Here is a 19,364-nt window from a genome sequence, read left to right on the forward strand (position 1 = left end):
AACCCATGTTGCTTCGTCTTGGCACCGTATTGGCGAGTGCTCTTGTTCTCGCCAATTGCTCCCCGGCGTCTACCGCCGATCACCCCGCTGAAGCCGCCACGCCGGCCGCGCTGCAGCCCGTCCTCAATCTTGAACCGCTCTACGCGCTTGAAGCGCAATTGACCGCGCTCGCTGATAGTGGCGTACGCCCGGGTTATGCGGTCATGGTCGCTGTCGGCGAACAGGTCTTCCATACCAGTGAGGTTGGCCTCGTCGACCTTGAGACGGGCCAGCCGATGACCGTCGACAGCCCGATCCGCATCGCCTCGATGACCAAGCCGGTGACCGCGCTGGCCACGATGATGCTGGTCGAGGCGGGGCAGATCGGTCTCGACGACCCGGTGTCCGACTACATCCCGTCTTTCGCCGATGTCCGCGTCGCCGTCTCGCCGATGGCCAATGGCGAGGGTGAAATTGAGACCCGCGCTCCGGCCAGCCCGATCACCATCCGTCAGCTCCTGACCCATACGGCAGGGATCGGCTACATCTTCGAGACCGATACGGACCTGGGCCGGCTCTACCTGGAAAACTCGCTCTATAACGGCGATGGCGACCTCGCCGCCCGCATGGACCGCCTGGCCGAGTTGCCGCTGTATGTCGATCCGGGCGCGCGCTGGATCTATTCCTATTCCAATGATGTGCTCGGCCGCGTGATCGAGGTGGCCTCCGGTGAAAGCCTCGAGGGTTTCATGGAGACCCGCATCTTCACGCCGCTCGACATGCACAATACCGGCTTCTTCTTCGACGATGTGGCCTTCGAGGAAGCGGATATGACCCCGCTCTACATTCATGATGAGAGCGGCGCGATGGTCGAGTTCGCCCAGCCTAATCCGGACTGGGCGTCCGGCGGGGGCGGTCTGGTGTCCACCGCGTCTGACTATATCCGTTTTGCCATGATGCTGGCCAATGGCGGTGCGCTCGGTGATGTGCGCCTGATCAGCGAAGAGACCCTGGCGGAGATGATGTCGCCTCAGGTTTCGCGAGAGCAGCTAGGCAATGGCTGGGAAGGTGCCAGCTATGGCTTCGGCTTTGCCGTGGTCGTCCCGCCGGCCGAGGGTGAGGAACCGCAGGGCATTCCCGGCGATGTCAGCTGGGGCGGCTATTTCGATACCGATTTCGTGGTCATGCCGTCGCAGCGGATTTCCGCCGTCATCATGACCCAGATCCAGCCGGGCCCGCATCAGCCTGGGCCACGCTCCAGCGCAGTCTTCAGGCCCTATCTCTACCAGGGTGTGACGGCCGCCCAGCAGGACGAATAAAAAAGGCCCGCCAAACGGCGGGCCTTTTCTTTTTCAGATGCGCTTGAAGCCTAGCCGAAAATCGTCTGGGCCATAGACATGGCGACCAGCATCGGGAAGGACAGAAGCGTATTGGTGCGCGAGAACAGCATCGCCGTCCGCGCCGCTTTCGGCTTGGCGTCCGCATCCGCTTCGACAATACCGAGGGCGATCTTCTGGTTCGGCCAGATCACGAACCAGACATTGAACGCCATGATCAGGGCCAGCCACATGCCGATGCCGATGAAGGAATATTGCGGCGTATAGACGTCTGCGATCAGTCCGAGGCTGAGCACTTCAACCATATAGCCGCGCAGCGCTGCGATGATCAGGCCAGTCAGGACCGTAAAAGCGGCGCCCCAACGGAACCAGAACAGCGCGGCCGGCGCGATCACCTTGCCGATGGCCGGCTTCTGCTCATCGGGAATATTCGGCATGTTCGGGATCTGGACGAAGTTGAAGTACCAGAGCAGCCCAATCCACATGATGCCCGCGACGACGTGCGTCCAGCGCGCGATCGCCTGCCAGAGCGCTGGCCCGGCATCGACCCCGCCCCAGAGGACATAGGACGCCACCAGAAGGATGGCGATCAGTATAGAGACATGTACCGTGGTACGAAGATTAGTCAGAATTGCAGCCATGAGGCCCCTCCCCGAGGAATCAAACTCCTGTATCGGGGAGGGAAATTAGCCGAATTCGCCTCTCAGGATAAGCCCCGCCCTATTGGCCCTCGGCTTCAGCGTCATCGCTGGAGCGCGCAACATTGAGCGTCAGAAGCAGGGGCACAGCCACGAAGACCGAGGAATACGTCCCGATCACCACGCCCCAGATCATGGCCAGAGAGAAGCCTTTCAGCGCCGATCCACCAATCAGGTAGAGCGAAAACAGCGCGATCAGTGTCGTCACAGAGGTCAGGATGGTGCGCGACAGCGTGTCATTCAACGAGAGGTCCAGAACCTCGTCGAGCGGACGCTTCTTGTACTTGCGCAGATTCTCCCGGATGCGGTCATAGACGACCACGGTGTCGTTCATGGAGTAACCGACAATGGTGAGGATGGCCGCGACGGTCGCCAGGTCGAACGTCATTTGTGTAATGGCGAACAGACCGACCGTGGCGATAACATCGTGCGTGAGGGCCAGGACCGCGCCGAAGGAGTAGGCCGGCTGGTCAAAGCGAAGAAGGATGTAGGCCAGCATCAGGATCAGCGCCACCACGATGGCGATGATACCGGTCTGGATCAGTTCTCCAGATACCGCCGCACCGATAACGGAATCGCCCCGCAGATCAATACCCGGGAAGCTCGCTGAGAGGGCTTCGCGCAGGGCCAGGCCGGCAGCCTGTTGCGCCTGCTCGGCCTCAATGCCCTCACCCGGCTGCAATGGCAGGGTGATCATGACACTGCGAACCTCACCGGCGGGGGCACGAGAGGCCTGGATCTCCGATTCACCAAAGCCGAGACCATCGGCAACAGCACGCAGCTCATCCGCCGGTTCATCGGTCATCACTTCCAGCTGGATACCACCACGGAAATCAATTCCGAAATTGATGCCGAAACCGAAATAGGCGCCGACCGAGCCCAGCATGAGGGCAAGGGAGACCAGCAGCGCCATGCGGCGCAGGCGTATGAAACCATACTCGGTGCCGGTGGGCAGGTAGTTGACGAGAGCAAAGGACATTGTCTGATCCCTCCCCTTAAAGCGGCAGCTTGGTCGGCTTCACGGTCCGCAGCCAGGTCACGGCCAGCAGACGCGAGAAGACGAACGCGGTGAAGACGGAGGTGACAACCCCGATACCCAGGGTAATGGCAAAGCCTCGGACAGGGCCGGCGCCGAGGAAGATCAGTACCAGAGCGGCGATCAGCGTCGTAACGTTGGCATCAAGAATAGCAGCCCCGGCGCGTTGATATCCGCCCTCGATGGCCAGCATGGGTGATCGCTTGTAAAGCCTGACCTCCTCGCGTATGCGCTCGAAGATCAGGACGTTGGCGTCCACCGCCATGCCAATTGTCAGAATGATACCCGCGATACCCGGCAGCGTCAGCGTGGCGCCAAGACCGGACAAGGCACCCAGGATCAGCACCACATTCACCAGCAAGGCTGTGGTCGAGAAAATGCCGAACACGCCATAGGCGGCGAGCATAAAGATGATCACGCCGACAAAGCCGATAATGATCGCGATCCGGCCGCTTTCGATCTGGTCCTGGCCCAGCGTCGGCGAGATCGTGCGGCGATCGACCGGCGTCAGGGTGGCTGGAAGCGCACCGGCGCTCAGCAGGATGGCGAGATCATTGGCGGTCTCATAGTTGAAATTGCCGGTAATGATGCCAGAGCCGTTGAGAATGGGATCATTGATCCGCGGATCGGTAATGACCTCATCATCGAGCTTGATCGCGAAGCGGCGGCCGCGGAAATTGCGGGTGGTGTCGGCAAAGATACGCGAACCCTGAGGGTCAAAGCGGAATGACACAGCGGGCAGACCCGTATTCGGGTCCTGGCTGACGCCCGCATCGGTCAGATTTTCCCCGCTCAGCAGTTCACGGGTTTCGATGACAACGAAACCACCGCCATTGGACGGCGAACGGCGGACGATCTGGCGCCCAGGGGGCACGCGCGCCTCACCATTGGGGCCCGGGTCAATGCGGTCATCAACCATGTGGAAGGTCATCACCGCCTGAGAAGTCACCAGGTCGATGATGCGTTGCGGATCATCAGCACCCGGAACCTGTACCAGAACGCGGTTCTGCCCCTGACGGGCAATGGTCGGATCATTCGTGCCCAGGCCATCGAGACGGCCGCGAACCACTTCAATCGACTGTGCGATCGTGCGGTCCTGGATCGATTCAAACTGGGCGTCGGTGATCGAGATGCGGATTTCGTTTGGTGTCTCGTCGCTCAGCGAGGCGAAATCGAGCACATTTTCCTGGACGAAACTGGTCGCTGTGGGCTGCGACTGGACCGGACGCTGCAGAGATTGCAGGCGGTCATAGGCTTCCTGGCGATCCTGCGGGCGGATCACCAGAACCACGACTTCATCGCCAATCACCGTCACCGAGCGATACAGGCGCGGTCCATCGCCCTGCATGGCCTGGATCGCATCATCGCGCAACGAGGCCAGCTGACGCTCGCGGACCTCGTCCATATCGACCTGGAAGACGATATGGGACCCGCCCTGCAGGTCGAGGCCGAGGTTGACCGCCCGGCTGGGGATATAACCCCAAATGCCCTGTGCGACCGGCTCACCCGCAGCGTTGGGCTGATAACGCTGTTCCTCGGGAACAAGATTGGGGATGGAATACATCACGCCCAGGGCAATGGCCCCGATAATGGCGAGAAGCTTCCAGCGGCCGAAATAGAGCATGGCGGAAGACCTGGAGTTTGAAAGAACTTAGTTGGCGGCGTCGTTGGCCGGCTTCGGCTCGGTACGGCCGCGCACGTCGATGACGGTTTGCTTCACGACCTTGACCTTGACGCCATCGCCCAGATCCAGCGTCACCTCGGCATCAGCGACCTTGGCCACCTTGCCGATCAGACCGCCCTGGGTGACGACTTCATCGCCTTTTTTCAGCGCTTCGAGCATGGAGGTATGTTCTTTCTGGCGCTTCTGCTGCGGCCGGATGATCAGGAAATAGAAGACAGCGATCATCAGGCCGAACATGACAATCATGTTCATGATTTCAGCATTCATGGCGTTCTCAGCTCCGCGTAGGCGCCGGCACACGCCGGCGAACAAAAGATTGCGCGGGACTATATCGGTGTGGGAACAGCTTGCAACAAGCCCAAGCGGTAGAATGGATGTGCGAAATCAGCGCAAATGCCGCATCGGGTCTTCCGGATTGACCCCCCGGCGGATCTCGAAATGGACTTGCGGGGAATCCACAGTGCCGGACGATCCGGCTTCGGCGATCACCTGGCCGCGCTCAACCTGGTCGCCTTCGCGCACCAGCAAGCGGCGATTATGGGCGTAGGCCGTCACATAGCCGTTGGAATGTCGCAGCAGCACCAGCTGACCATAACCGGCCAGCTCGGAGCCTGCATAGACGACCTGGCCAGCGGCAGAGGCGCGGACCTGCGTCCCGGCGCTGACCTCGATATTGATACCGTCATTGCGGCCGCCGCTATCGGTCCGGCCAAACCCGGAAATCACGCGGCCGCGGACGGGCCAGTCAAAACGCGGTGCATTCGCTGCCGGCTCACGGCTCTCCACCCGGGCATCTCGGCGGCTGGTCGCGCTTGGCCGCGTCGGGCCGCTGGAGCGGCCGGCAGCACTGGCAACCTGGGTGCCGGCCGGCAACTGGATCTGCTGGCCGACCTCAATGGCATAAGGCGCGCGAATACCATTGTGCGAGGCCAGCGTCTGGAACGGAATATTGTAGCGCAGACCGATGCGATAGAGGTTCTCGCCCCGCTGCACCACATGCACCGGCGGGCGCGGCATCGACAGCGATTGCCCAACGCGCAAGGTGTAGGGCGCATTCAGCCCATTGGTGCTGGCCAGTTCGCGCATGGAGACACCGCAGCGCTCTGCCACTTCAGACAGGGTATCTCCGGAGCGAACCGTATATCCATTTCGGCAAGCGCGGTTGACCGGGCGTGGAACGCTGGAGCGGCCCGATGCTTCGACGCTGCGATAATCCACGCGTGCGGGCTCGCGCGGTGCCGAAGCACAGCCAACAAGCACGGTGGAAACCACCGCAAACACACCGATGAGGACACGCATTCGCATCGAACGGAGCACGCCTTCCACACACGTCAAACACAAAATCCACGCCATCAAGCCAGAGAAGGCTTAACCGGCGGTTATCCATATCCGGCATGCCCGGAAATCGTGGCGCATGTTTGATGAAAGGCGATCAAAGCGCCTTGGCTTCCCCCTTCACCATCGGCACGAAGCGGACATCCATGAGCTCCTGCTCATGGATGTCGCCGTCAGTGCGGGTGTATCGGACGAGCACCTGGCGCCCTGGCCGGTCCACGGGAGCAATGGCAATGCCGCCATCCTTGAGCTGCTCGAGGATCGCATCAGGCCGCTGCGGGGCCGAAGCGGTCAGAATAATGCGGTCAAACGGGGCCTGTTCCGGCCAACCGACCGATCCGTCCCCGACACGGGTCACGACATTGGTCAGGCCCAGCGCCGTAAGACGCTCTTCGGCCTCTCGCGATAGGGTGCGATAGCGTTCCACCGAGTAAACCCGCCGGGCCAGGCGCGACAGTATTGCCGCCTGGTAACCCGAGCCAGTGCCAATCTCGAGCACCTTGTCGCGATCACCGAGGTCGAGGGCCTGGGTCATCAGGGCCACGATAAGAGGCTGGGAAATGGTCTGACCGCAATCAATCGGCAGGGGACGGTCATCGAATGCCTGGTCGCCGAAGCGCTGCGGCACGAACAAGTCGCGCGGCGTACGCTCGATCGCGCCGAGCACAGCCTTGTTGGTCACACCGCCGCCGCGCAGCGACATCACCAGCTGGATCATGCGCGGATCGGGCATTGTCATCAGGCTTGTATCCTAGTGCTTGGGCGGTACGCCGCCGAGCATGCTCTTCAAATTACCCAAAGTCTCGCCGTGGGTGAGGTCCATGTGCAGGGGTGTCACCGAAATCTTGCCCTCATAGATGGCCTTGAGATCAACCCCGTCCGGCGGATTGGACAATAATCCCTTGAAGGCCAGCCAGTAATAATCTTCGCCGCGCGGATCCGTGCGCTGATCGGCATGCAGGATATGCTGATCCCGGCGGCCCTGGCGGGTCACTTCAACCTCGTGCACATCCTCGGGCTTGCGGTCCGGGAAATTGATGTTGATCAACACGTCCTCGGGCCATTTCAGGTCGAAAAGCCGCCGCAGGATCGGTGCGCCATAAAGCTCGGCCGTTTCCCATTCGATGGGGTCACCCTTCTTGAACCCATAGGCCTGGCTGAGGGCGACAGAGGGGATACCCAGCTGCATACCCTGCATCGCACCGGCCACGGTGCCCGAGAAGGTCACGTCCTCGGCGATGTTCTGGCCGCGATTAACGCCGGACAGGACGAGGTCGGGACGCTTGCCCGGAATGATGTCCTGCACGCCGATCAGGACGCAATCGGTTGGCGTGCCGGTCACCGAAAAACGGCGTTCATCCCACTGCCGAATGCGCAGCGGGTCATGCAGGGTCAGGGACCGGCCAGCACCGGACTGCTCCTCATGCGGCGCCACAATCCAGATGTCATCGGACAGTTCACGGGCGATCTTTTCCAGCGATGACAATCCGTGAGCGCGGATGCCGTCATCATTGGTCAGGAGAATGCGCGGGTTGTCCGGGATCATCACCTAGCCCCCGATCGTCTCGACACCGCCCATGTAAGGACGCAGAACTTGCGGCACATTGATGGTCCCATCAGCATTCTGATGGTTTTCCATCACCGCCAGAAGGGCCCGGCCCACAGCCACACCGGAACCGTTGAGCGTGTGCAGGAATTGCGGCCGCTTCTCGCCGTCCTTGCGGAAACGGGCATTCATCCGCCGCGCCTGGAAGGGACCGCAATTGGAGCAGGAGGAAATCTCGCGGTAAGTCCCTTGGCTCGGCAGCCAGACCTCGAGGTCATAGGTGCGCTTGGCGGAGAACCCCATATCGCCAGTGCAAAGCAGCATGACGCGATAAGGCAGTTCGAGAAGCTGCAGGATCTTCTCGGCACATCCGGTCATGCGGTCCAGTTCGGCGGCGCTGTTTTCCGGATCTGTCAGCGAGACCATTTCCACCTTCTGGAACTGGTGCACGCGGATCATGCCGCGGGTGTCACGTCCTGCCGATCCGGCTTCGGAGCGGAAACAGGGCGTAAAGGCGGTCATGCGCATCGGCAGTGTGTCCTCGGCGTGAATGGTTTCTCGCGCGAGATTGGTCAGCGGCACTTCCGATGTCGGGATCAGCCAGTAGCCATTGGTCGTCCGGAAGCTGTCTTCGGCAAACTTGGGCAATTGTCCGGTCCCGAACATCGCCTCGTCACGCACCATGTAAGGCGGGCTCACCTCGGTGTAGCCATGCTCAGAGGTATGCAGATCGAGCATGAACTGCGCCAGAGCCCGCTCCAGCCGGGCCAGCTGCCCTTTGAGAGCAACAAAGCGCGAGCCCGAGAGTTCCGCGGCTTTTTCGAAATCCATCTGCCCGAGCGACTCGCCGAGATCAACGTGATCCTTGGGCTCGAAGTCAAAGGCCCGGGGCTCACCCCAGCGGCGCACCTCGGCATTGTCCTCTTCGCTCTCGCCTTGCGGCACACCGTCTTCCGGCAAGTTTGGCAGGGCCGCCAAGTGTTGATTGAGCGTCTCGTCGTAATGCCGGGCTTCCTCACCCGCCTCTTCAAGCACGCTTTTGAGGCGGTCGACCTCGCCGCGCAGGCGATTGAACTCGTCCTCATCACCCTGTGCCTTGGCGCGGCCGATTTGCTTGGACAGCGTATTGCGCTCGGTCTCAGCCTCCTGTTGCCGGGTCAGGGCATCGCGGCGTTTCTTGTCGATATCGAGCAGGCGTCCGGCCTGGGCCTCGACGCCGCGTAGCGCCAGCCCTGCGTCAAAAGCGTGCGGGTCGTCGCGAATAATCTTGATGTCATGCATGGGGAAGATCCGGTCGGGATAGTGTGTTGCAACGGCTATAGCCGTGCCTGCGCGAGCCGTAAACCGGATCAGCTGTCGCTTTCAACGTCCTCTTTGGGTTCCATGAATTTCATGGCCCCGATCGAGAGGAAGTAGAGCAGCAGCAGTGCTCCACCGAGAAGGATCTGACTGACCGGGTCCGGCGGCGTCGCAAAAGCCGCAAACAGGGCGATACCGACGACGGCAAAACGCCACCCCTTGAGCATTGTTTGTGAGCGAACTATTCCGGCTTTGGCCAAGAGCATCATCAGGATCGGCATCTGGAAAGAGATCCCGAACACGAGCATCAGCGTCGTGATCAGATTCATGTAATCTGACACGTTCAGCAAAAGCTCGATCGACAGGCCGGTTTCCGCCCCCACCTGTTCCTGCCCAAGCGAGAAGCGCATGACCATGGGCAGAACGATGAAATAGACAAACGCCACGCCAAGACCGAACAGGCCCGGCGACAGCACCATGAAGGGCAGGAAAGCGCCCCGCTCATTGTTGTAAAGGCCGGGCGCAACAAAGCCGTACACCTGCCAGGCGATGACCGGGAAAATAACGATAACCGCGGCGACCAGGGCCAGTTTCAACCGTACAAAGAAAAACTCGAGGGGGGCAAAGAAGTTCGCCGTCAGGTCGAGCTCCTCTACCGGCACGCCGCGTGTCACTGCGGCAGCGTCGCGATAGGGCAGCAAAAGCCACTCATACAACACGTTCGAGACCAGGAAAGCGCCAATAAAGGCCACCAGCAGAAAACCGATGACCAGCATCAGGCGCTGACGCAGCTCGATCAAATGTTCCATCAGGGGCGCGCGGCTGGCCTCGACCTCGTCTTTCTCAACGGTGCTCATTGGGTTTGATCACTGTCCTCGGCCGCTGGCGGCACCGCCGGTTTTGCGCCGGCCTGGGCCTTGCGGGCCATCAGCTTTTGTTCAAACGGGTCAGCCTTGGAGAGCTTCAGCTGGCGGATTTTCTCATCCTGCGCGTCCAGCGCGACCTGGTCGAGCTCGCCGCGAATTTCCTCGATCGGATTGGCCTTCTTGAGGGCTTCAATCTCCTTGCGCAGCTCGGACAGCTCGGTTTCACGGCCGATCTCGTCAAAACTATGCTGGAATTCGCGGGCCATGGCCCGGGCCTGCCCGACCATGCGACCCACTCGCCGCATCAATACCGGTAGCTGCTGCGGCCCTACCACAACCAGAGCAAGGACCAGCACCACCAGCATTTCCGGCATGCCGATGCCGGGGTTCATCGCTTAGCTCCCGGTCTTTTCGTCTTCGCGGGATTTGTCATCAATGGCACCGGCCTGTTCTTCACCGTCCTTGCCATCGGTCTCATCATCTTCACGCAAACCCTTACGGAAGCTCGTGATACCCTTGGCGAAATCGCCCATGACAGCAGCGATCTTGCCACGACCGCCGAACAGAACGGCAGCCAAGAGAACCACAATCGCGATTTGCCATACACCTGGAGCCATTTGCCCCTCCGTCTCACCAATTACTGTTTAGGTCTAATCCAGACGCGCGCCCGCGTCCAACCCCTGCGTCAGGTAGTCTCGCCGCCGGTTTCCTCGTCGCTCTCCATAAAGTCGATATGGAAGGCGTGCGCCTCTTCCTCATCCATCGGATCTTCCTGCAAGGTCAATTCCTCTGTGCGCGAGGGATCCGGGATCTCGAAATCGGCCGGGATACGCGCGTCGAGCAGTCCGGCCGCCTTGAGGTCGGCCTGTCCCGGCAAATCGCCCACCGAGGGCAAGCCGAAATATTCCAGGAATTGCGGAGTCGTTCCGTAAGTAACCGGGCGCCCGGGCGACCGGCGGCGCCCGCGCGGTCTCACCCAGCGCAGCTCGAACAACAGGTCCAGCGTACCCTTCGACACCGCGACGCCGCGGATCTCCTCGATCTCAGCGCGCGTCACCGGCTGGTGGTAAGCGATGATTGACAGGGTCTCGAGCGCGGCCTGAGAGAGTTTTCTCGGCTCCTGACGCACTTCTTCCAGCACGCCAGCGAGATCCGGTGCCGTCTCGAAACGCCAGCGCCCGCCAACTTCAACCAGCCGCACACCGCGCTCGGCATAGTCGGCTTCAAGCGTCTTCAGCAGTGCCGGAATATTGGCTTCGAGCGGCAGCCGGCCGATCAGGGTTTCTTCGTCCAGCGGTTCGGATGCGGCGAACAACAAGGCCTCGAGCACGCGCAGGTACTGCTTTTCGGTGTCCACAGCCAGACGAACGCCGAGATCCTTGGCGGCCTCGGCGTCATCCAGTGCCGATGCCGGCCCTTGCCGCGCGGCCTGTTCGCGCAAGGCGGCAATGGCGTCGGAAATGGGATCGCTGTCCGGCTTGTTCTCGCCGGAACCGCCCTCACCGGTCTCGTCGTCACGCATTCGGGGTCTCGTCGCGTTCCGCCGCCTTCACGTAAAGCGGCGCATAGGTCTCGCGCTGCCGGAGCTGGGCGTGACCTTCCTTGGTAATCTCCAGTGCCGCCAGCATGGAGCTCGCCCGCACCGAGCGCAAGGGCGGTGGATCAGCGCCAAGTTCCCCACCGGCCGGAAGAAGGCTCTCCAGCTCCTGCCAATCGGAAACGGTCGGCATCATGCGGACGAGCCGGCTGCGCGCCGCCTCGAGTCCATAGACTTTCGGGGTCGGCGGCCGGTAGGTGGAAAGAATTCGGGCTGACCGGCGCTTGGCGTAAGCGGCCAGGAGATCGTGAAGGTCCGCCTCATAGATGACCGAGCGGGTCGAGCGCACGCCTTCCGGTGCGCCCCGGGTGAATACATCGCGCGCCTCGATTGGTCGCGCATAAAGCGCCTCACCGGCCGCCCGCATGGCATCGAGACGGCGCAGGCGGAAGGCCAGTGCCGCTGCCATCTCCTCTGCCGGCGCGTCTTCATCGCCCTTGGGTGGCTTGGGCAGAAGCAGTTTCGATTTCAGGAAGGCGAGCCAGGCCGCCATCACCAGATAGTCGGCTGCCAAATCGAGGCGTTTGCGGCGTGCGGCCGCCATGAATTCCAGATATTGCTCGGCGAGCTCGAGAATGGAGATGCGGGCGAGATCAATCTTCTTCTTGCGCGCCAGGGCCAGCAGGAGATGCAGCGGCCCCTCGAAACCGTCGAGATCGACGACAAGCGCTTCCGTTTCCGCACTTTCAGCGGCCTCGAAACGGACGTCTTCCTCGAAAAGGTCGTTCTCTGCCAAATCAAGCCTCGATCAGGTCAAGCAGCCCATTAAGACGCGATTCGGCTTCCACAGCGTCAATTGCCTCGGCTTTTCCTCGAGCTTCGAGCGCGCCCCCGGCCCGCTCCTGTCCACGCCCGGCCAACTCGACTGCCGCCTCAGCAACCGCACACATCTCGGACATATCGCCATTACAATGCAGCAGCATATCGCAGCCCGCACGTAGCGACGCCTCGCCGCGCTCACGGAATGAACCGGACAGGGCCTTCATGGACAAATCATCGGTCATCAACAATCCGTCGAAACCGAGCTCGGATCGGATAATGCCCTGGACCATCTCGGTTGAGGTGGTCGCCGGATTATCGGCATCGATGGCGCTGTAGATGATGTGAGCCGTCATTGCCATCGGGGCATCGCTCAACGCCTCGAATGGAGCGAAATCGGTCTCACGCAGAAGGTCGGCCTCTGCATCGACGACCGGCAATTCCAAATGGCTGTCCACCGAGGCGCGGCCATGCCCGGGGATATGCTTGATGATCGGTGCCACCCCACCGGCCATGACACCTTCCATGGCGGCCCGCCCCAGATCGATAATCGGCTGAGGCGTTTCGCCGAGCGCCCGGTCACCAATGATCGCGTCGGCGCCGGGCACGCGCAGGTCAAGGCATGGCACGCAATCCACATCCACGCCGACCACGCGCATTTCCTGGGCCATCAGGTGATGGTTGAGCCGTACCGCTTCGATCGCCGCTTCCGGTTCGCGCAGGTAAAGCTCGCCATAGGGCTGGGCCGGCAGCATTTCGCGCCAATGCGGCGGGCGCAGGCGACGCACCCGTCCACCTTCCTGGTCGACCAGAACAGGCGCATCGCGGCCAACGCAATCGCGCAAGGACATGGTCAAGCGCGCCAATTGTTTCGGCGTCTCGATATTGCGCGCGAACACGATGAACCCCCAGGGGTCCGCATCGCGGAAGAAAGCGCGTTCGTCCGGGGTCAGCTCAAGTCCGGCCAGGCCGTAGATTACCGAACGTGCACTCATCGGCTACGCACCAGGCAATCCTGGCCACGCGACTGCAGGGTCGCGCAGAAGGCTGTCGCGGCATCGCGCGTGGTGAAGGCTGCGATACGCAGGCGGTGATAGGTTCCACGCCCCTCAATCTCGGCCGTCTGGATATCAGGACCCAAGCCGGACGCGATATCGGAAAAACGCCCCTGGAAAGCAAGCCAGGCGGCTTCGGCCTCGCTGGCCTCGCGGAAGGAGGCGATCTGCACCACCCAGCCGCCCGTCGCGCTCACCCCGTCCGCTCGCGTGGAAGCGGGGGCCGGGTCAACGACCGTTCGGGCCGGCTGCGCGGCAACCGGTTCCGGCTCGGCTTGGGGTGCAGGCGTTGTTTGCGTCTGTGGCTGGGGCGCCGGGGGTTGCGTTGCCGGGCGCTCAGGGGCCTGGCGCGGTGTGACTTCGGGGGCGGTATCGACCGCTGCCGGTGCCGGTTCCTGTGTGGCATCTGCTGTCACGGTCTCAACGCGCAGGGCAGGCCGGGATTCCTCCAGCGGCTCTTCCGGGATCGGGCGTGGCTGAACCGCTTCCGGCTCGGCATTGTCACCACTCAGGCGGTTATACACATCGAGCTCGGTATCCCGGGTTTCCTCGCCGCCCGGGTCGGCCGGACGTTCGCGATAGGGCTCGACATCGGCCACGATCCGCGGCGCCGCTTCGCGCTCGCGGGTGCCTTGATCAAAGGCTTTGTAGACGACCGCCGCGAACAGCACGATGACGAAGATCGCCGTGGTCAGCAGCAAGGTGCCGCGCCGGCTTTCTTCCTCACGGGCATCAAAGGTCTGGAATTCATCCGCCGGGGGCGCGTAGGCGCCGATGCGGGAGTCCTCGTCCTGGTCCGTCATAACTCGCTTTGCCTGCCTGTGGATTCCGAATCGTCTGGGACACCAGCACGATAGCATTTGCACGATAGATCGCTCACGTGTGCAGCAGCCTAAAAATATCCCTGCACGGTAAACAGCCGCCGATGCTCCTCAACCGCATAGCGGTCGGTCATGCCGGCAATGTAGTCGCAGATCACCCGCGCCCGCGCCTCTTCGTCCAGCTCCTGCATCTTCAGCTGCACGTCGGTCGGCAAGACGCCCGGGTCGCCCAGATAGAGGTCGAACAGGTCCCGCATGACCCGGCCGGCCTGGCTCATCATGCGATTGACCTTGTAGTGCGTGTACATGTGGGCGAAGAGATGGCGGCGCAAAACGGCAAGCGTTTCGAGCATGTCTTCCGAAAAGGCGACGACCGGCTGATCGAGCTTGCGCAGTTCTTCATAGGTTTCCGGCTTGTGCAGGGCGAGACGTCGACGGGTCTCCTCGAGGACATCGCCGACCATCAGACCGATCAGCTCTCGCACCGCCTCGTGGATTTTCACGGTCTGTGACAGTCCCGGCCAACGCGTCTCGATCCGGTCGAATATGCCGCCGATCAGCGGGATTTCGCGCAAGGGACCCAATTCGAGCAGGCCCGACCGGATACCATCATCGATATCGTGATTATTATAGGCGATATCGTCGGACAGCGCGGCAATCTGGGCCTCGAGCCCGGGATGGGTATCCAGTTCGAGATTCTGCCAGTCAGTGTAATCGGTAAAAGCCCAGGGCAGGTCTTCCGGCGCGCGGCCGGGACCGATCAGCGGCCCGTTATGCTTGACGACACCCTCGAGCGTTTCCCAGGTCAGGTTCAATCCCTCGAACTCGGGATATTGGACTTCCAGCTTGGTCACGACGCGCAGTGTCTGGGCATTGTGATCGAACCCGCCAAAAGCCTGCATCTTCTCGGCCAGGACCCGCTCGCCCTCATGGCCGAAGGGCGGATGACCGAGATCATGCGCCAGCGCCAGAGCCTCGGCGAGATCCTCGTCAGCGTTGAGCGCGCGGGCCAGGGTACGTGCAATCTGGGCGACTTCCAGCGAATGGGTCAGGCGCGTGCGGTACTGATCGCCTTCATGCGCCACGAAAACCTGGGTCTTTTCCTTCAGCCGGCGGAAGGCGGCGGAATGGATGATCCGGTCCCTGTCACGCTGGAACGCATTGCGCATGGCACTGTCCGGCTGCGCATACAATCGGCCCCGCGATTGCGAAGGGTGGCAAGCGTAAGGCGCGCGCGAGCGGTCGGTTGCCGCAATTGTCATCAGGGTCAGGTCTTTCTAAAGCGGGGTAGAGGGTCCATATAAAGGACAAAGCCCGTAACGGAAATGCCAACGGAAACAAGATGACGGTTCAGGTCTCCCTCTCCGCCTCCGCGGCCAAGCAGATCAACACGATTATCGCCGCCCAAAGCGATGCGAGCCTTTTGCGCATTGGTGTTGTCGGTGGGGGCTGCTCAGGCTTCTCCTATACCTTTGATCTCGACAAGGAGATCGCGGCAGATGATCTGGTGATAGAACGTGATGGCGCCAAAGTGGTCATCGACGAAGCCTCGCTGCCGTTCCTGGAAGGCTCGGAAATCGATTATGTCGATGAGCTGATCGGTGCGGCCTTCCGCATCACCAATCCGAACGCGACCGCGGCGTGTGGCTGCGGCACCAGTTTCTCGGTCTGACCCCCTACTCGCCAGCGCATTGAAATCATTCTAGGCTCGCCCGAAATCCGGGAGGAGCAGGATGCAATACGTCGATGTTTACATCGCCGCAGTGCCGATCGAGAACAAGGCGGCCTATATCGCTTTGGGCAAAGCCAGTGCGCAGATTTTCAAGGATGTAGGGGCGCTGATGTGCGTCGACGCCTGGGAGGACGATGTTCCGGAAGGCGAGCAGACCTCCTTCTCCATGGCGGTCCAGCGCAAGCCAGGCGAGGCCATTGCCACCGGCTATGTGGTCTGGCCGGACAAGGAGACCCGCGACAAGGGCATGCTCGCCATGCGCGAGGACCCGCGCATGACCGATCCCAGCTTCACCCCGCCTTTCGATGGCAAGCGCCTGATTTTTGGCGGCTTCCAGAAAATCGTCGACCTTTAGAGCTGCAGAACTAGATCCCAGATCATGACCAATACCTCCCAGTTTGAGCGCCTCATCCGCGCCCGCATTTCCACGCGCGCCTTTCTCGACACGCCTGTCAGTACGAGCGATATCAGCGAACTTCTCGACACCGCCCGCTGGGCCGCCTCCGGCGGCAATCTGCAACCCTGGAAAGTCTATGTGGTCGCGGGGGACGCTCGTCAGCGTGTGATCGACGCGGTCCGCGCCAAGATCGAGGCCAATCCGTTCGAGGACGAGAACGCGTTCGGCGCCTACCCGCCCAAGCTCTGGGAGCCTTATCGCTCACGCCGTTTCGAGCTTGGCGAGGCAATGTATGAAACACTCGGCATCCCGCGCGAAGCCAAGGCGGAACGCCTCGGTTGGATGTTGAAGAATTTCGAGTTCTTCGACGCTCCGGTCGGTCTGTTCTTTACCCTCGACGAGCGCATGAACGCCAATCAATGGGCCCATCTGGGTATGTTCATGATGGCCTTGATGCTCGCGGCGGAAGACAAAGGCTTGGCGACATGCGCCCAGGAGGCCTGGATGACTCGTTGCAAGACTGTCGGTGAGACGCTCGGCATTGCCGGCAATGAACGCGTCTATTGCGGCATGGCCCTGGGTTATGCCGACAAGGACGCTGCCGTGAACAGCCTGCGTTCAAGCCGTGTCCCCATTGAAGACTTCGCGGTCTTCGACGGTTTCTAGATCTGGCAGCTCCACTCCCCACCGCAAACCGTGGTGAGGAAATAGCTCCAGCTCAGAAGGCCAACCATCCATATCAATGGCAGGGCAATCAGCCATTTCAGACCCGCACTGCGGCTACCGGCTCGAACGCGCACCCAGCCGATCACAAGGGCAATGAGGCTGACCACCGGGCCAGCGGAACCATAAACCGCATACGCCCGTGCCGCGGCAACCGCGTTCGGGTCCACCAGAATAAGTCCGGCGGGCAACCAGAAAACCAGTCCGGCCAGCCCCAACACTCCGACCAGAAGACTGGCCAGGACCAGCCAGAACATGGGGACAGAGTGTGTCTGCATGGGGTTGTCGGTCATCTCTTGCCCCCGGGAGGTCGCCCGTCGCTCAGACCGGGATTTCCTGGGCATCCACTGCCTGCGCGCTTTCCTCGGCGCACGAACGCAATATGCTCGCCACGAGAAGCCGCCGAGATTCGACCATGACCCTGACTGTTGCCTCCTGGAACGTCAATTCCATCAAGGCCCGCCTGCCCAACGTGCTCGACTGGCTGCGCGAGGCCAAACCCGATGTCGCCTGCCTGCAGGAGATCAAAACGGTAGATGAAGGCTTCCCGCGCATGGAGATCGAGGACCTCGGCTACAATATCGAGACCCATGGCCAGAAGTCCTACAATGGCGTGGCCATTCTCTCGCGCTATCCGATCGAGGAATGTGCAGCGCGACTGCCCGGCGATGAGGAGGATGAACAGGCGCGCTATCTGGAGGCGGTCATCGCTGCCGAGACGGGTCCGGTCCGGGTCGCCTCGATCTATTTGCCCAATGGCAATCCGGCCCCGGGGCCGAAATATGATTACAAGCTGGCCTGGATGGAGCGCCTCTATCAGCACGCCAAAGGCTTGCTGGAGCTGGAGGAGCCGCTGATTCTCGCGGGAGACTACAACTGTATCCCGCGCGACAGCGATTGCTGGGATCCCGGTGTCTGGGCCGGCGACGCCCTCGCCCTGCCGCAAACCCGCGCCGCGTTCAAGAAGCTAAAATGGCTCGGCCTCACGGAAGCCTTCGAGCAGCTCGACAATCGCGGCCACCAATACACCTTCTTCGACTATCAGGGCGGTGCCTGGCAGAAGGGCTATGGTATCCGGATCGATCATCTCCTGTGCTCGGCCCAGGCCGCCGATGCGCTGGAAAAAATCGAGATCCACACAAAGACCCGCGGTCAGGCCAAGGCGTCCGATCACATTCCGATCGTCGGCACTTTTGCACTCTAACCTCGCCCGAAACACGCAAAATTCAGGCTGGGTTCACCCGGCAGGTGTGTTAATGTCCTTTTAACGCGAAACCAGAAGGACGAGACACGCCGATGCGCTTCATCCTTATTTCGGCTTGCACCCTTGCCGTCTACGCCGGGCCCGCCCTGGCCCAGGACGCGAATCAAACGCAGCCCGCCGAGCAACAAATCCAGTCCCGTGGCGTGGATTACGCCCGCGACGATTCTGACCGTGAACGGGCGCGCACCTATGCCCGCGAGACCCAGCGCATAATGCGCGAGCGTCAGGGCGGGCAGGAAAACCAGACCCAGAACGCGCCCCTGCCGATCGGGGAAACTGTCATTGTCGACAATGATGACGGTCCGGACCGGGGCGACTGATCATGCGTTTGTTGGGGGTGTATTTGGCCGCGATCGCGGCACTGTTTCTGGCTCCGTCCGCAGATGCGGGCGAAAGCAATGGGCAGCCGGTCGATCGTTTTACCTTGGTCGAGATGGCCAACTTTTCCAAACAGATCGAAGCCGAACTGGCCCAGCGCGGCGCCTATGTCGCGATGGTCTTTCGGACCGGACGTGAGCGCGCCGAACTGCCCGAAGGCATTCGCTACACCCATGGCGCCTTTTGGGTTTACACCCCCATCCCGACCCAGGGCGGCGGAACGCAATACGGCTATGCCGTATACAATCTCTACCACGAGCTGGACCCGGTTACGGTCTCCAACCTCTACCAGGACTGGCCACTGGACTTCACCCGCGGCGATATTGTCGGGCAGGTCGGGGTCATCATCCCCAATGCCGAGATGCAACAACGCATCATCGATGTGATCGCCTCGCCCTATTTCGAAGCCCTGCACCAACCGGACTATTCCCTGCTCTCCAATCCGGCCGATGGTCGCTACCAGAACTGCAATGAGTTCATGCTCGACGTCGTCTCCTCGGCGATCTGGCAAACTGCGAGCCGCGAGCAGATCAAGGTCAATCTCGACGCCTATTTCAGCGCCTCGCGGGTCAATCTGAATTTCTTCCAGCGCTGGGTTGGACCGCTGATCGATCAGCGCCTGCGTCTCGATGACCATTATGGCGAGATCCGAACCGCGACCTTCGCCTCTATTGCGGACTTCATGCTCGCCTTCGACCTGGCTGAAGAGGAGCAGATCTTCGAGATCGATGCGCCCTTCTCCCTGGCCGAGGACACGGCTTATCCACCATCAGCGCCAGCGCCGGCCATGGCGGCAGAGTAGACCTCACGCCGCCGTTCCCCGGCTTTTTGTGAATCAAATTTTCCCGCTTGCCTGAA

General features: G+C 61.5%; 24 protein-coding genes. 7 read left to right on the forward strand and 17 right to left on the reverse strand.

Features of this window, described 5'->3' with window-relative positions:
* Nucleotides 1-5: 5 nt before the first annotated feature.
* Nucleotides 6-1,298: a serine hydrolase domain-containing protein gene (locus Q1V51_RS08790; protein ID WP_300555452.1), complete on the forward strand. Its 1,293-nt coding sequence runs from the start codon at nt 6-8 to the stop codon at nt 1,296-1,298.
* Nucleotides 1,299-1,348: 50 nt separating this feature from the next.
* Here the strand turns inward: Q1V51_RS08790 and Q1V51_RS08795 are convergent, their stop codons facing one another.
* From Q1V51_RS08795 to Q1V51_RS08870, 16 genes are all read right to left on the reverse strand, one after another.
* Nucleotides 1,349-1,957, reverse strand: a complete 609-nt coding sequence (locus Q1V51_RS08795; protein ID WP_300555454.1) for a urate hydroxylase PuuD — start codon at nt 1,955-1,957, stop codon at nt 1,349-1,351.
* A gap of 79 nt (nt 1,958-2,036) precedes the next feature.
* A complete protein-coding gene (gene secF / locus Q1V51_RS08800; RefSeq protein WP_300555456.1) occupies nt 2,037-2,993 on the reverse strand; it encodes a protein translocase subunit SecF in 957 nt (318 codons plus the stop codon).
* A 16-nt stretch (nt 2,994-3,009) separates the two neighbouring features.
* Entirely contained in the window at nt 3,010-4,674 is a 1,665-nt protein-coding gene (gene secD, locus Q1V51_RS08805) for a protein translocase subunit SecD (protein WP_300555458.1), read from the reverse strand.
* A gap of 27 nt (nt 4,675-4,701) precedes the next feature.
* Nucleotides 4,702-5,001, reverse strand: coding sequence for a preprotein translocase subunit YajC (yajC, locus tag Q1V51_RS08810; RefSeq protein ID WP_300555460.1), 300 nt, complete (start codon nt 4,999-5,001; stop codon nt 4,702-4,704).
* A 117-nt stretch (nt 5,002-5,118) separates the two neighbouring features.
* Nucleotides 5,119-6,039, reverse strand: a complete 921-nt coding sequence (locus Q1V51_RS08815; RefSeq protein WP_300555462.1) for a M23 family metallopeptidase — start codon at nt 6,037-6,039, stop codon at nt 5,119-5,121.
* Nucleotides 6,040-6,166: 127 nt separating this feature from the next.
* Nucleotides 6,167-6,808, reverse strand: a complete 642-nt coding sequence (locus tag Q1V51_RS08820; RefSeq protein ID WP_300555464.1) for a protein-L-isoaspartate(D-aspartate) O-methyltransferase — start codon at nt 6,806-6,808, stop codon at nt 6,167-6,169.
* Nucleotides 6,809-6,820: 12 nt separating this feature from the next.
* Nucleotides 6,821-7,615 (reverse strand): 5'/3'-nucleotidase SurE, encoded by a 795-nt coding sequence (surE, locus tag Q1V51_RS08825; RefSeq protein WP_300555466.1) that lies wholly within the window; start codon nt 7,613-7,615, stop codon nt 6,821-6,823.
* 3 nt (nt 7,616-7,618) lie between these two features.
* Nucleotides 7,619-8,896, reverse strand: coding sequence for a serine--tRNA ligase (serS, locus tag Q1V51_RS08830; protein ID WP_300555468.1), 1,278 nt, complete (start codon nt 8,894-8,896; stop codon nt 7,619-7,621).
* 68 nt (nt 8,897-8,964) lie between these two features.
* Nucleotides 8,965-9,771, reverse strand: a complete 807-nt coding sequence (gene tatC / locus Q1V51_RS08835; RefSeq protein ID WP_300555470.1) for a twin-arginine translocase subunit TatC — start codon at nt 9,769-9,771, stop codon at nt 8,965-8,967.
* Nucleotides 9,768-10,172: a Sec-independent protein translocase protein TatB gene (gene tatB, locus Q1V51_RS08840; RefSeq protein WP_300555472.1), complete on the reverse strand. Its 405-nt coding sequence runs from the start codon at nt 10,170-10,172 to the stop codon at nt 9,768-9,770. Before tatB ends, tatC begins: the two co-directional genes overlap by 4 nt.
* A gap of 3 nt (nt 10,173-10,175) precedes the next feature.
* On the reverse strand, nt 10,176-10,397 hold the full coding sequence (locus tag Q1V51_RS08845; RefSeq protein ID WP_300555474.1) for a twin-arginine translocase TatA/TatE family subunit: 222 nt from the start codon (nt 10,395-10,397) through the stop codon (nt 10,176-10,178).
* Nucleotides 10,398-10,465: 68 nt separating this feature from the next.
* Entirely contained in the window at nt 10,466-11,302 is an 837-nt protein-coding gene (gene scpB / locus Q1V51_RS08850) for an SMC-Scp complex subunit ScpB (RefSeq protein ID WP_300555476.1), read from the reverse strand.
* Nucleotides 11,295-12,113: a ScpA family protein gene (locus Q1V51_RS08855; protein ID WP_300555478.1), complete on the reverse strand. Its 819-nt coding sequence runs from the start codon at nt 12,111-12,113 to the stop codon at nt 11,295-11,297. The genes scpB and Q1V51_RS08855 overlap by 8 nt, the downstream gene beginning before the upstream one ends.
* A 1-nt stretch (nt 12,114) precedes the next feature.
* Nucleotides 12,115-13,131: a beta-N-acetylhexosaminidase gene (gene nagZ / locus Q1V51_RS08860; RefSeq protein ID WP_300555480.1), complete on the reverse strand. Its 1,017-nt coding sequence runs from the start codon at nt 13,129-13,131 to the stop codon at nt 12,115-12,117.
* Nucleotides 13,128-13,994 (reverse strand): SPOR domain-containing protein, encoded by an 867-nt coding sequence (locus Q1V51_RS08865; protein WP_300555482.1) that lies wholly within the window; start codon nt 13,992-13,994, stop codon nt 13,128-13,130. Before Q1V51_RS08865 ends, nagZ begins: the two co-directional genes overlap by 4 nt.
* 89 nt (nt 13,995-14,083) lie before the next feature.
* The gene (locus Q1V51_RS08870; RefSeq protein ID WP_300555484.1) at nt 14,084-15,274 is read right to left on the reverse strand and encodes a deoxyguanosinetriphosphate triphosphohydrolase; all 1,191 of its coding nucleotides are present in this window, start codon (nt 15,272-15,274) and stop codon (nt 14,084-14,086) included.
* Nucleotides 15,275-15,354: 80 nt separating this feature from the next.
* On the opposite strand from Q1V51_RS08870, the gene erpA reads away from it, so the two are divergent.
* The 3 genes from erpA (at nt 15,355) to Q1V51_RS08885 (ending at nt 16,807) form a co-directional block, all read left to right on the forward strand.
* Entirely contained in the window at nt 15,355-15,684 is a 330-nt protein-coding gene (gene erpA, locus Q1V51_RS08875) for an iron-sulfur cluster insertion protein ErpA (protein ID WP_300555486.1), read from the forward strand.
* A 61-nt stretch (nt 15,685-15,745) separates the two neighbouring features.
* The gene (locus Q1V51_RS08880; RefSeq protein WP_300555488.1) at nt 15,746-16,099 is read left to right on the forward strand and encodes a DUF1428 domain-containing protein; all 354 of its coding nucleotides are present in this window, start codon (nt 15,746-15,748) and stop codon (nt 16,097-16,099) included.
* 24 nt (nt 16,100-16,123) lie between these two features.
* On the forward strand, nt 16,124-16,807 hold the full coding sequence (locus Q1V51_RS08885) for a nitroreductase (RefSeq protein WP_300555490.1): 684 nt from the start codon (nt 16,124-16,126) through the stop codon (nt 16,805-16,807).
* On the opposite strand, the gene Q1V51_RS08890 is transcribed toward Q1V51_RS08885, so the two are convergent.
* On the reverse strand, nt 16,804-17,157 hold the full coding sequence (locus Q1V51_RS08890) for a hypothetical protein (protein WP_300555492.1): 354 nt from the start codon (nt 17,155-17,157) through the stop codon (nt 16,804-16,806). The genes Q1V51_RS08885 and Q1V51_RS08890 overlap by 4 nt on opposite strands.
* A 122-nt stretch (nt 17,158-17,279) precedes the next feature.
* Between Q1V51_RS08890 and Q1V51_RS08895 the strand changes: the two genes are divergently transcribed.
* The 3 genes from Q1V51_RS08895 (at nt 17,280) to Q1V51_RS08905 (ending at nt 19,308) form a co-directional block, all read left to right on the forward strand.
* A complete protein-coding gene (locus tag Q1V51_RS08895) occupies nt 17,280-18,068 on the forward strand; it encodes an exodeoxyribonuclease III (protein WP_300555494.1) in 789 nt (262 codons plus the stop codon).
* A gap of 92 nt (nt 18,069-18,160) precedes the next feature.
* Nucleotides 18,161-18,448, forward strand: a complete 288-nt coding sequence (locus Q1V51_RS08900; RefSeq protein WP_300555496.1) for a hypothetical protein — start codon at nt 18,161-18,163, stop codon at nt 18,446-18,448.
* 2 nt (nt 18,449-18,450) lie between these two features.
* A complete protein-coding gene (locus tag Q1V51_RS08905) occupies nt 18,451-19,308 on the forward strand; it encodes a DUF2145 domain-containing protein (RefSeq protein WP_300555498.1) in 858 nt (285 codons plus the stop codon).
* Nucleotides 19,309-19,364 lie beyond the last annotated feature (56 nt).

This window comes from Maricaulis sp. (genome assembly GCF_030149235.1).
Lineage (GTDB): Bacteria > Pseudomonadota > Alphaproteobacteria > Caulobacterales > Maricaulaceae > Maricaulis.

Bases quoted from the DNA above. Each gene is read 5' to 3' on its own strand.
- Q1V51_RS08845 (WP_300555474.1), bottom strand. From the start codon at position 10,397: ATGGCTCCAGGTGTATGGCAAATCGCGATTGTGGTTCTCTTGGCTGCC.
- nagZ (WP_300555480.1), bottom strand. From the start codon at position 13,131: ATGAGTGCACGTTCGGTAATCTACGGCCTGGCCGGACTTGAGCTGACC.
- Q1V51_RS08795 (WP_300555454.1), bottom strand. From the start codon at position 1,957: ATGGCTGCAATTCTGACTAATCTTCGTACCACGGTACATGTCTCTATA.
- Q1V51_RS08890 (WP_300555492.1), bottom strand. From the start codon at position 17,157: ATGACCGACAACCCCATGCAGACACACTCTGTCCCCATGTTCTGGCTG.
- Q1V51_RS08880 (WP_300555488.1), top strand. From the start codon at position 15,746: ATGCAATACGTCGATGTTTACATCGCCGCAGTGCCGATCGAGAACAAG.
- yajC (WP_300555460.1), bottom strand. From the start codon at position 5,001: ATGAATGCTGAAATCATGAACATGATTGTCATGTTCGGCCTGATGATC.
- Q1V51_RS08815 (WP_300555462.1), bottom strand. From the start codon at position 6,039: ATGCGAATGCGTGTCCTCATCGGTGTGTTTGCGGTGGTTTCCACCGTG.
- Q1V51_RS08820 (WP_300555464.1), bottom strand. From the start codon at position 6,808: ATGACAATGCCCGATCCGCGCATGATCCAGCTGGTGATGTCGCTGCGC.
- Q1V51_RS08870 (WP_300555484.1), bottom strand. From the start codon at position 15,274: ATGACAATTGCGGCAACCGACCGCTCGCGCGCGCCTTACGCTTGCCAC.
- Q1V51_RS08900 (WP_300555496.1), top strand. From the start codon at position 18,161: ATGCGCTTCATCCTTATTTCGGCTTGCACCCTTGCCGTCTACGCCGGG.
- secD (WP_300555458.1), bottom strand. From the start codon at position 4,674: ATGCTCTATTTCGGCCGCTGGAAGCTTCTCGCCATTATCGGGGCCATT.
- secF (WP_300555456.1), bottom strand. From the start codon at position 2,993: ATGTCCTTTGCTCTCGTCAACTACCTGCCCACCGGCACCGAGTATGGT.
- surE (WP_300555466.1), bottom strand. From the start codon at position 7,615: ATGATCCCGGACAACCCGCGCATTCTCCTGACCAATGATGACGGCATC.
- tatC (WP_300555470.1), bottom strand. From the start codon at position 9,771: ATGAGCACCGTTGAGAAAGACGAGGTCGAGGCCAGCCGCGCGCCCCTG.
- Q1V51_RS08905 (WP_300555498.1), top strand. From the start codon at position 18,451: ATGCGTTTGTTGGGGGTGTATTTGGCCGCGATCGCGGCACTGTTTCTG.
- scpB (WP_300555476.1), bottom strand. From the start codon at position 11,302: ATGCGTGACGACGAGACCGGTGAGGGCGGTTCCGGCGAGAACAAGCCG.
- tatB (WP_300555472.1), bottom strand. From the start codon at position 10,172: ATGAACCCCGGCATCGGCATGCCGGAAATGCTGGTGGTGCTGGTCCTT.
- Q1V51_RS08895 (WP_300555494.1), top strand. From the start codon at position 17,280: ATGACCCTGACTGTTGCCTCCTGGAACGTCAATTCCATCAAGGCCCGC.
- Q1V51_RS08790 (WP_300555452.1), top strand. From the start codon at position 6: ATGTTGCTTCGTCTTGGCACCGTATTGGCGAGTGCTCTTGTTCTCGCC.
- Q1V51_RS08865 (WP_300555482.1), bottom strand. From the start codon at position 13,994: ATGACGGACCAGGACGAGGACTCCCGCATCGGCGCCTACGCGCCCCCG.
- serS (WP_300555468.1), bottom strand. From the start codon at position 8,896: ATGCATGACATCAAGATTATTCGCGACGACCCGCACGCTTTTGACGCA.
- Q1V51_RS08885 (WP_300555490.1), top strand. From the start codon at position 16,124: ATGACCAATACCTCCCAGTTTGAGCGCCTCATCCGCGCCCGCATTTCC.
- erpA (WP_300555486.1), top strand. From the start codon at position 15,355: ATGACGGTTCAGGTCTCCCTCTCCGCCTCCGCGGCCAAGCAGATCAAC.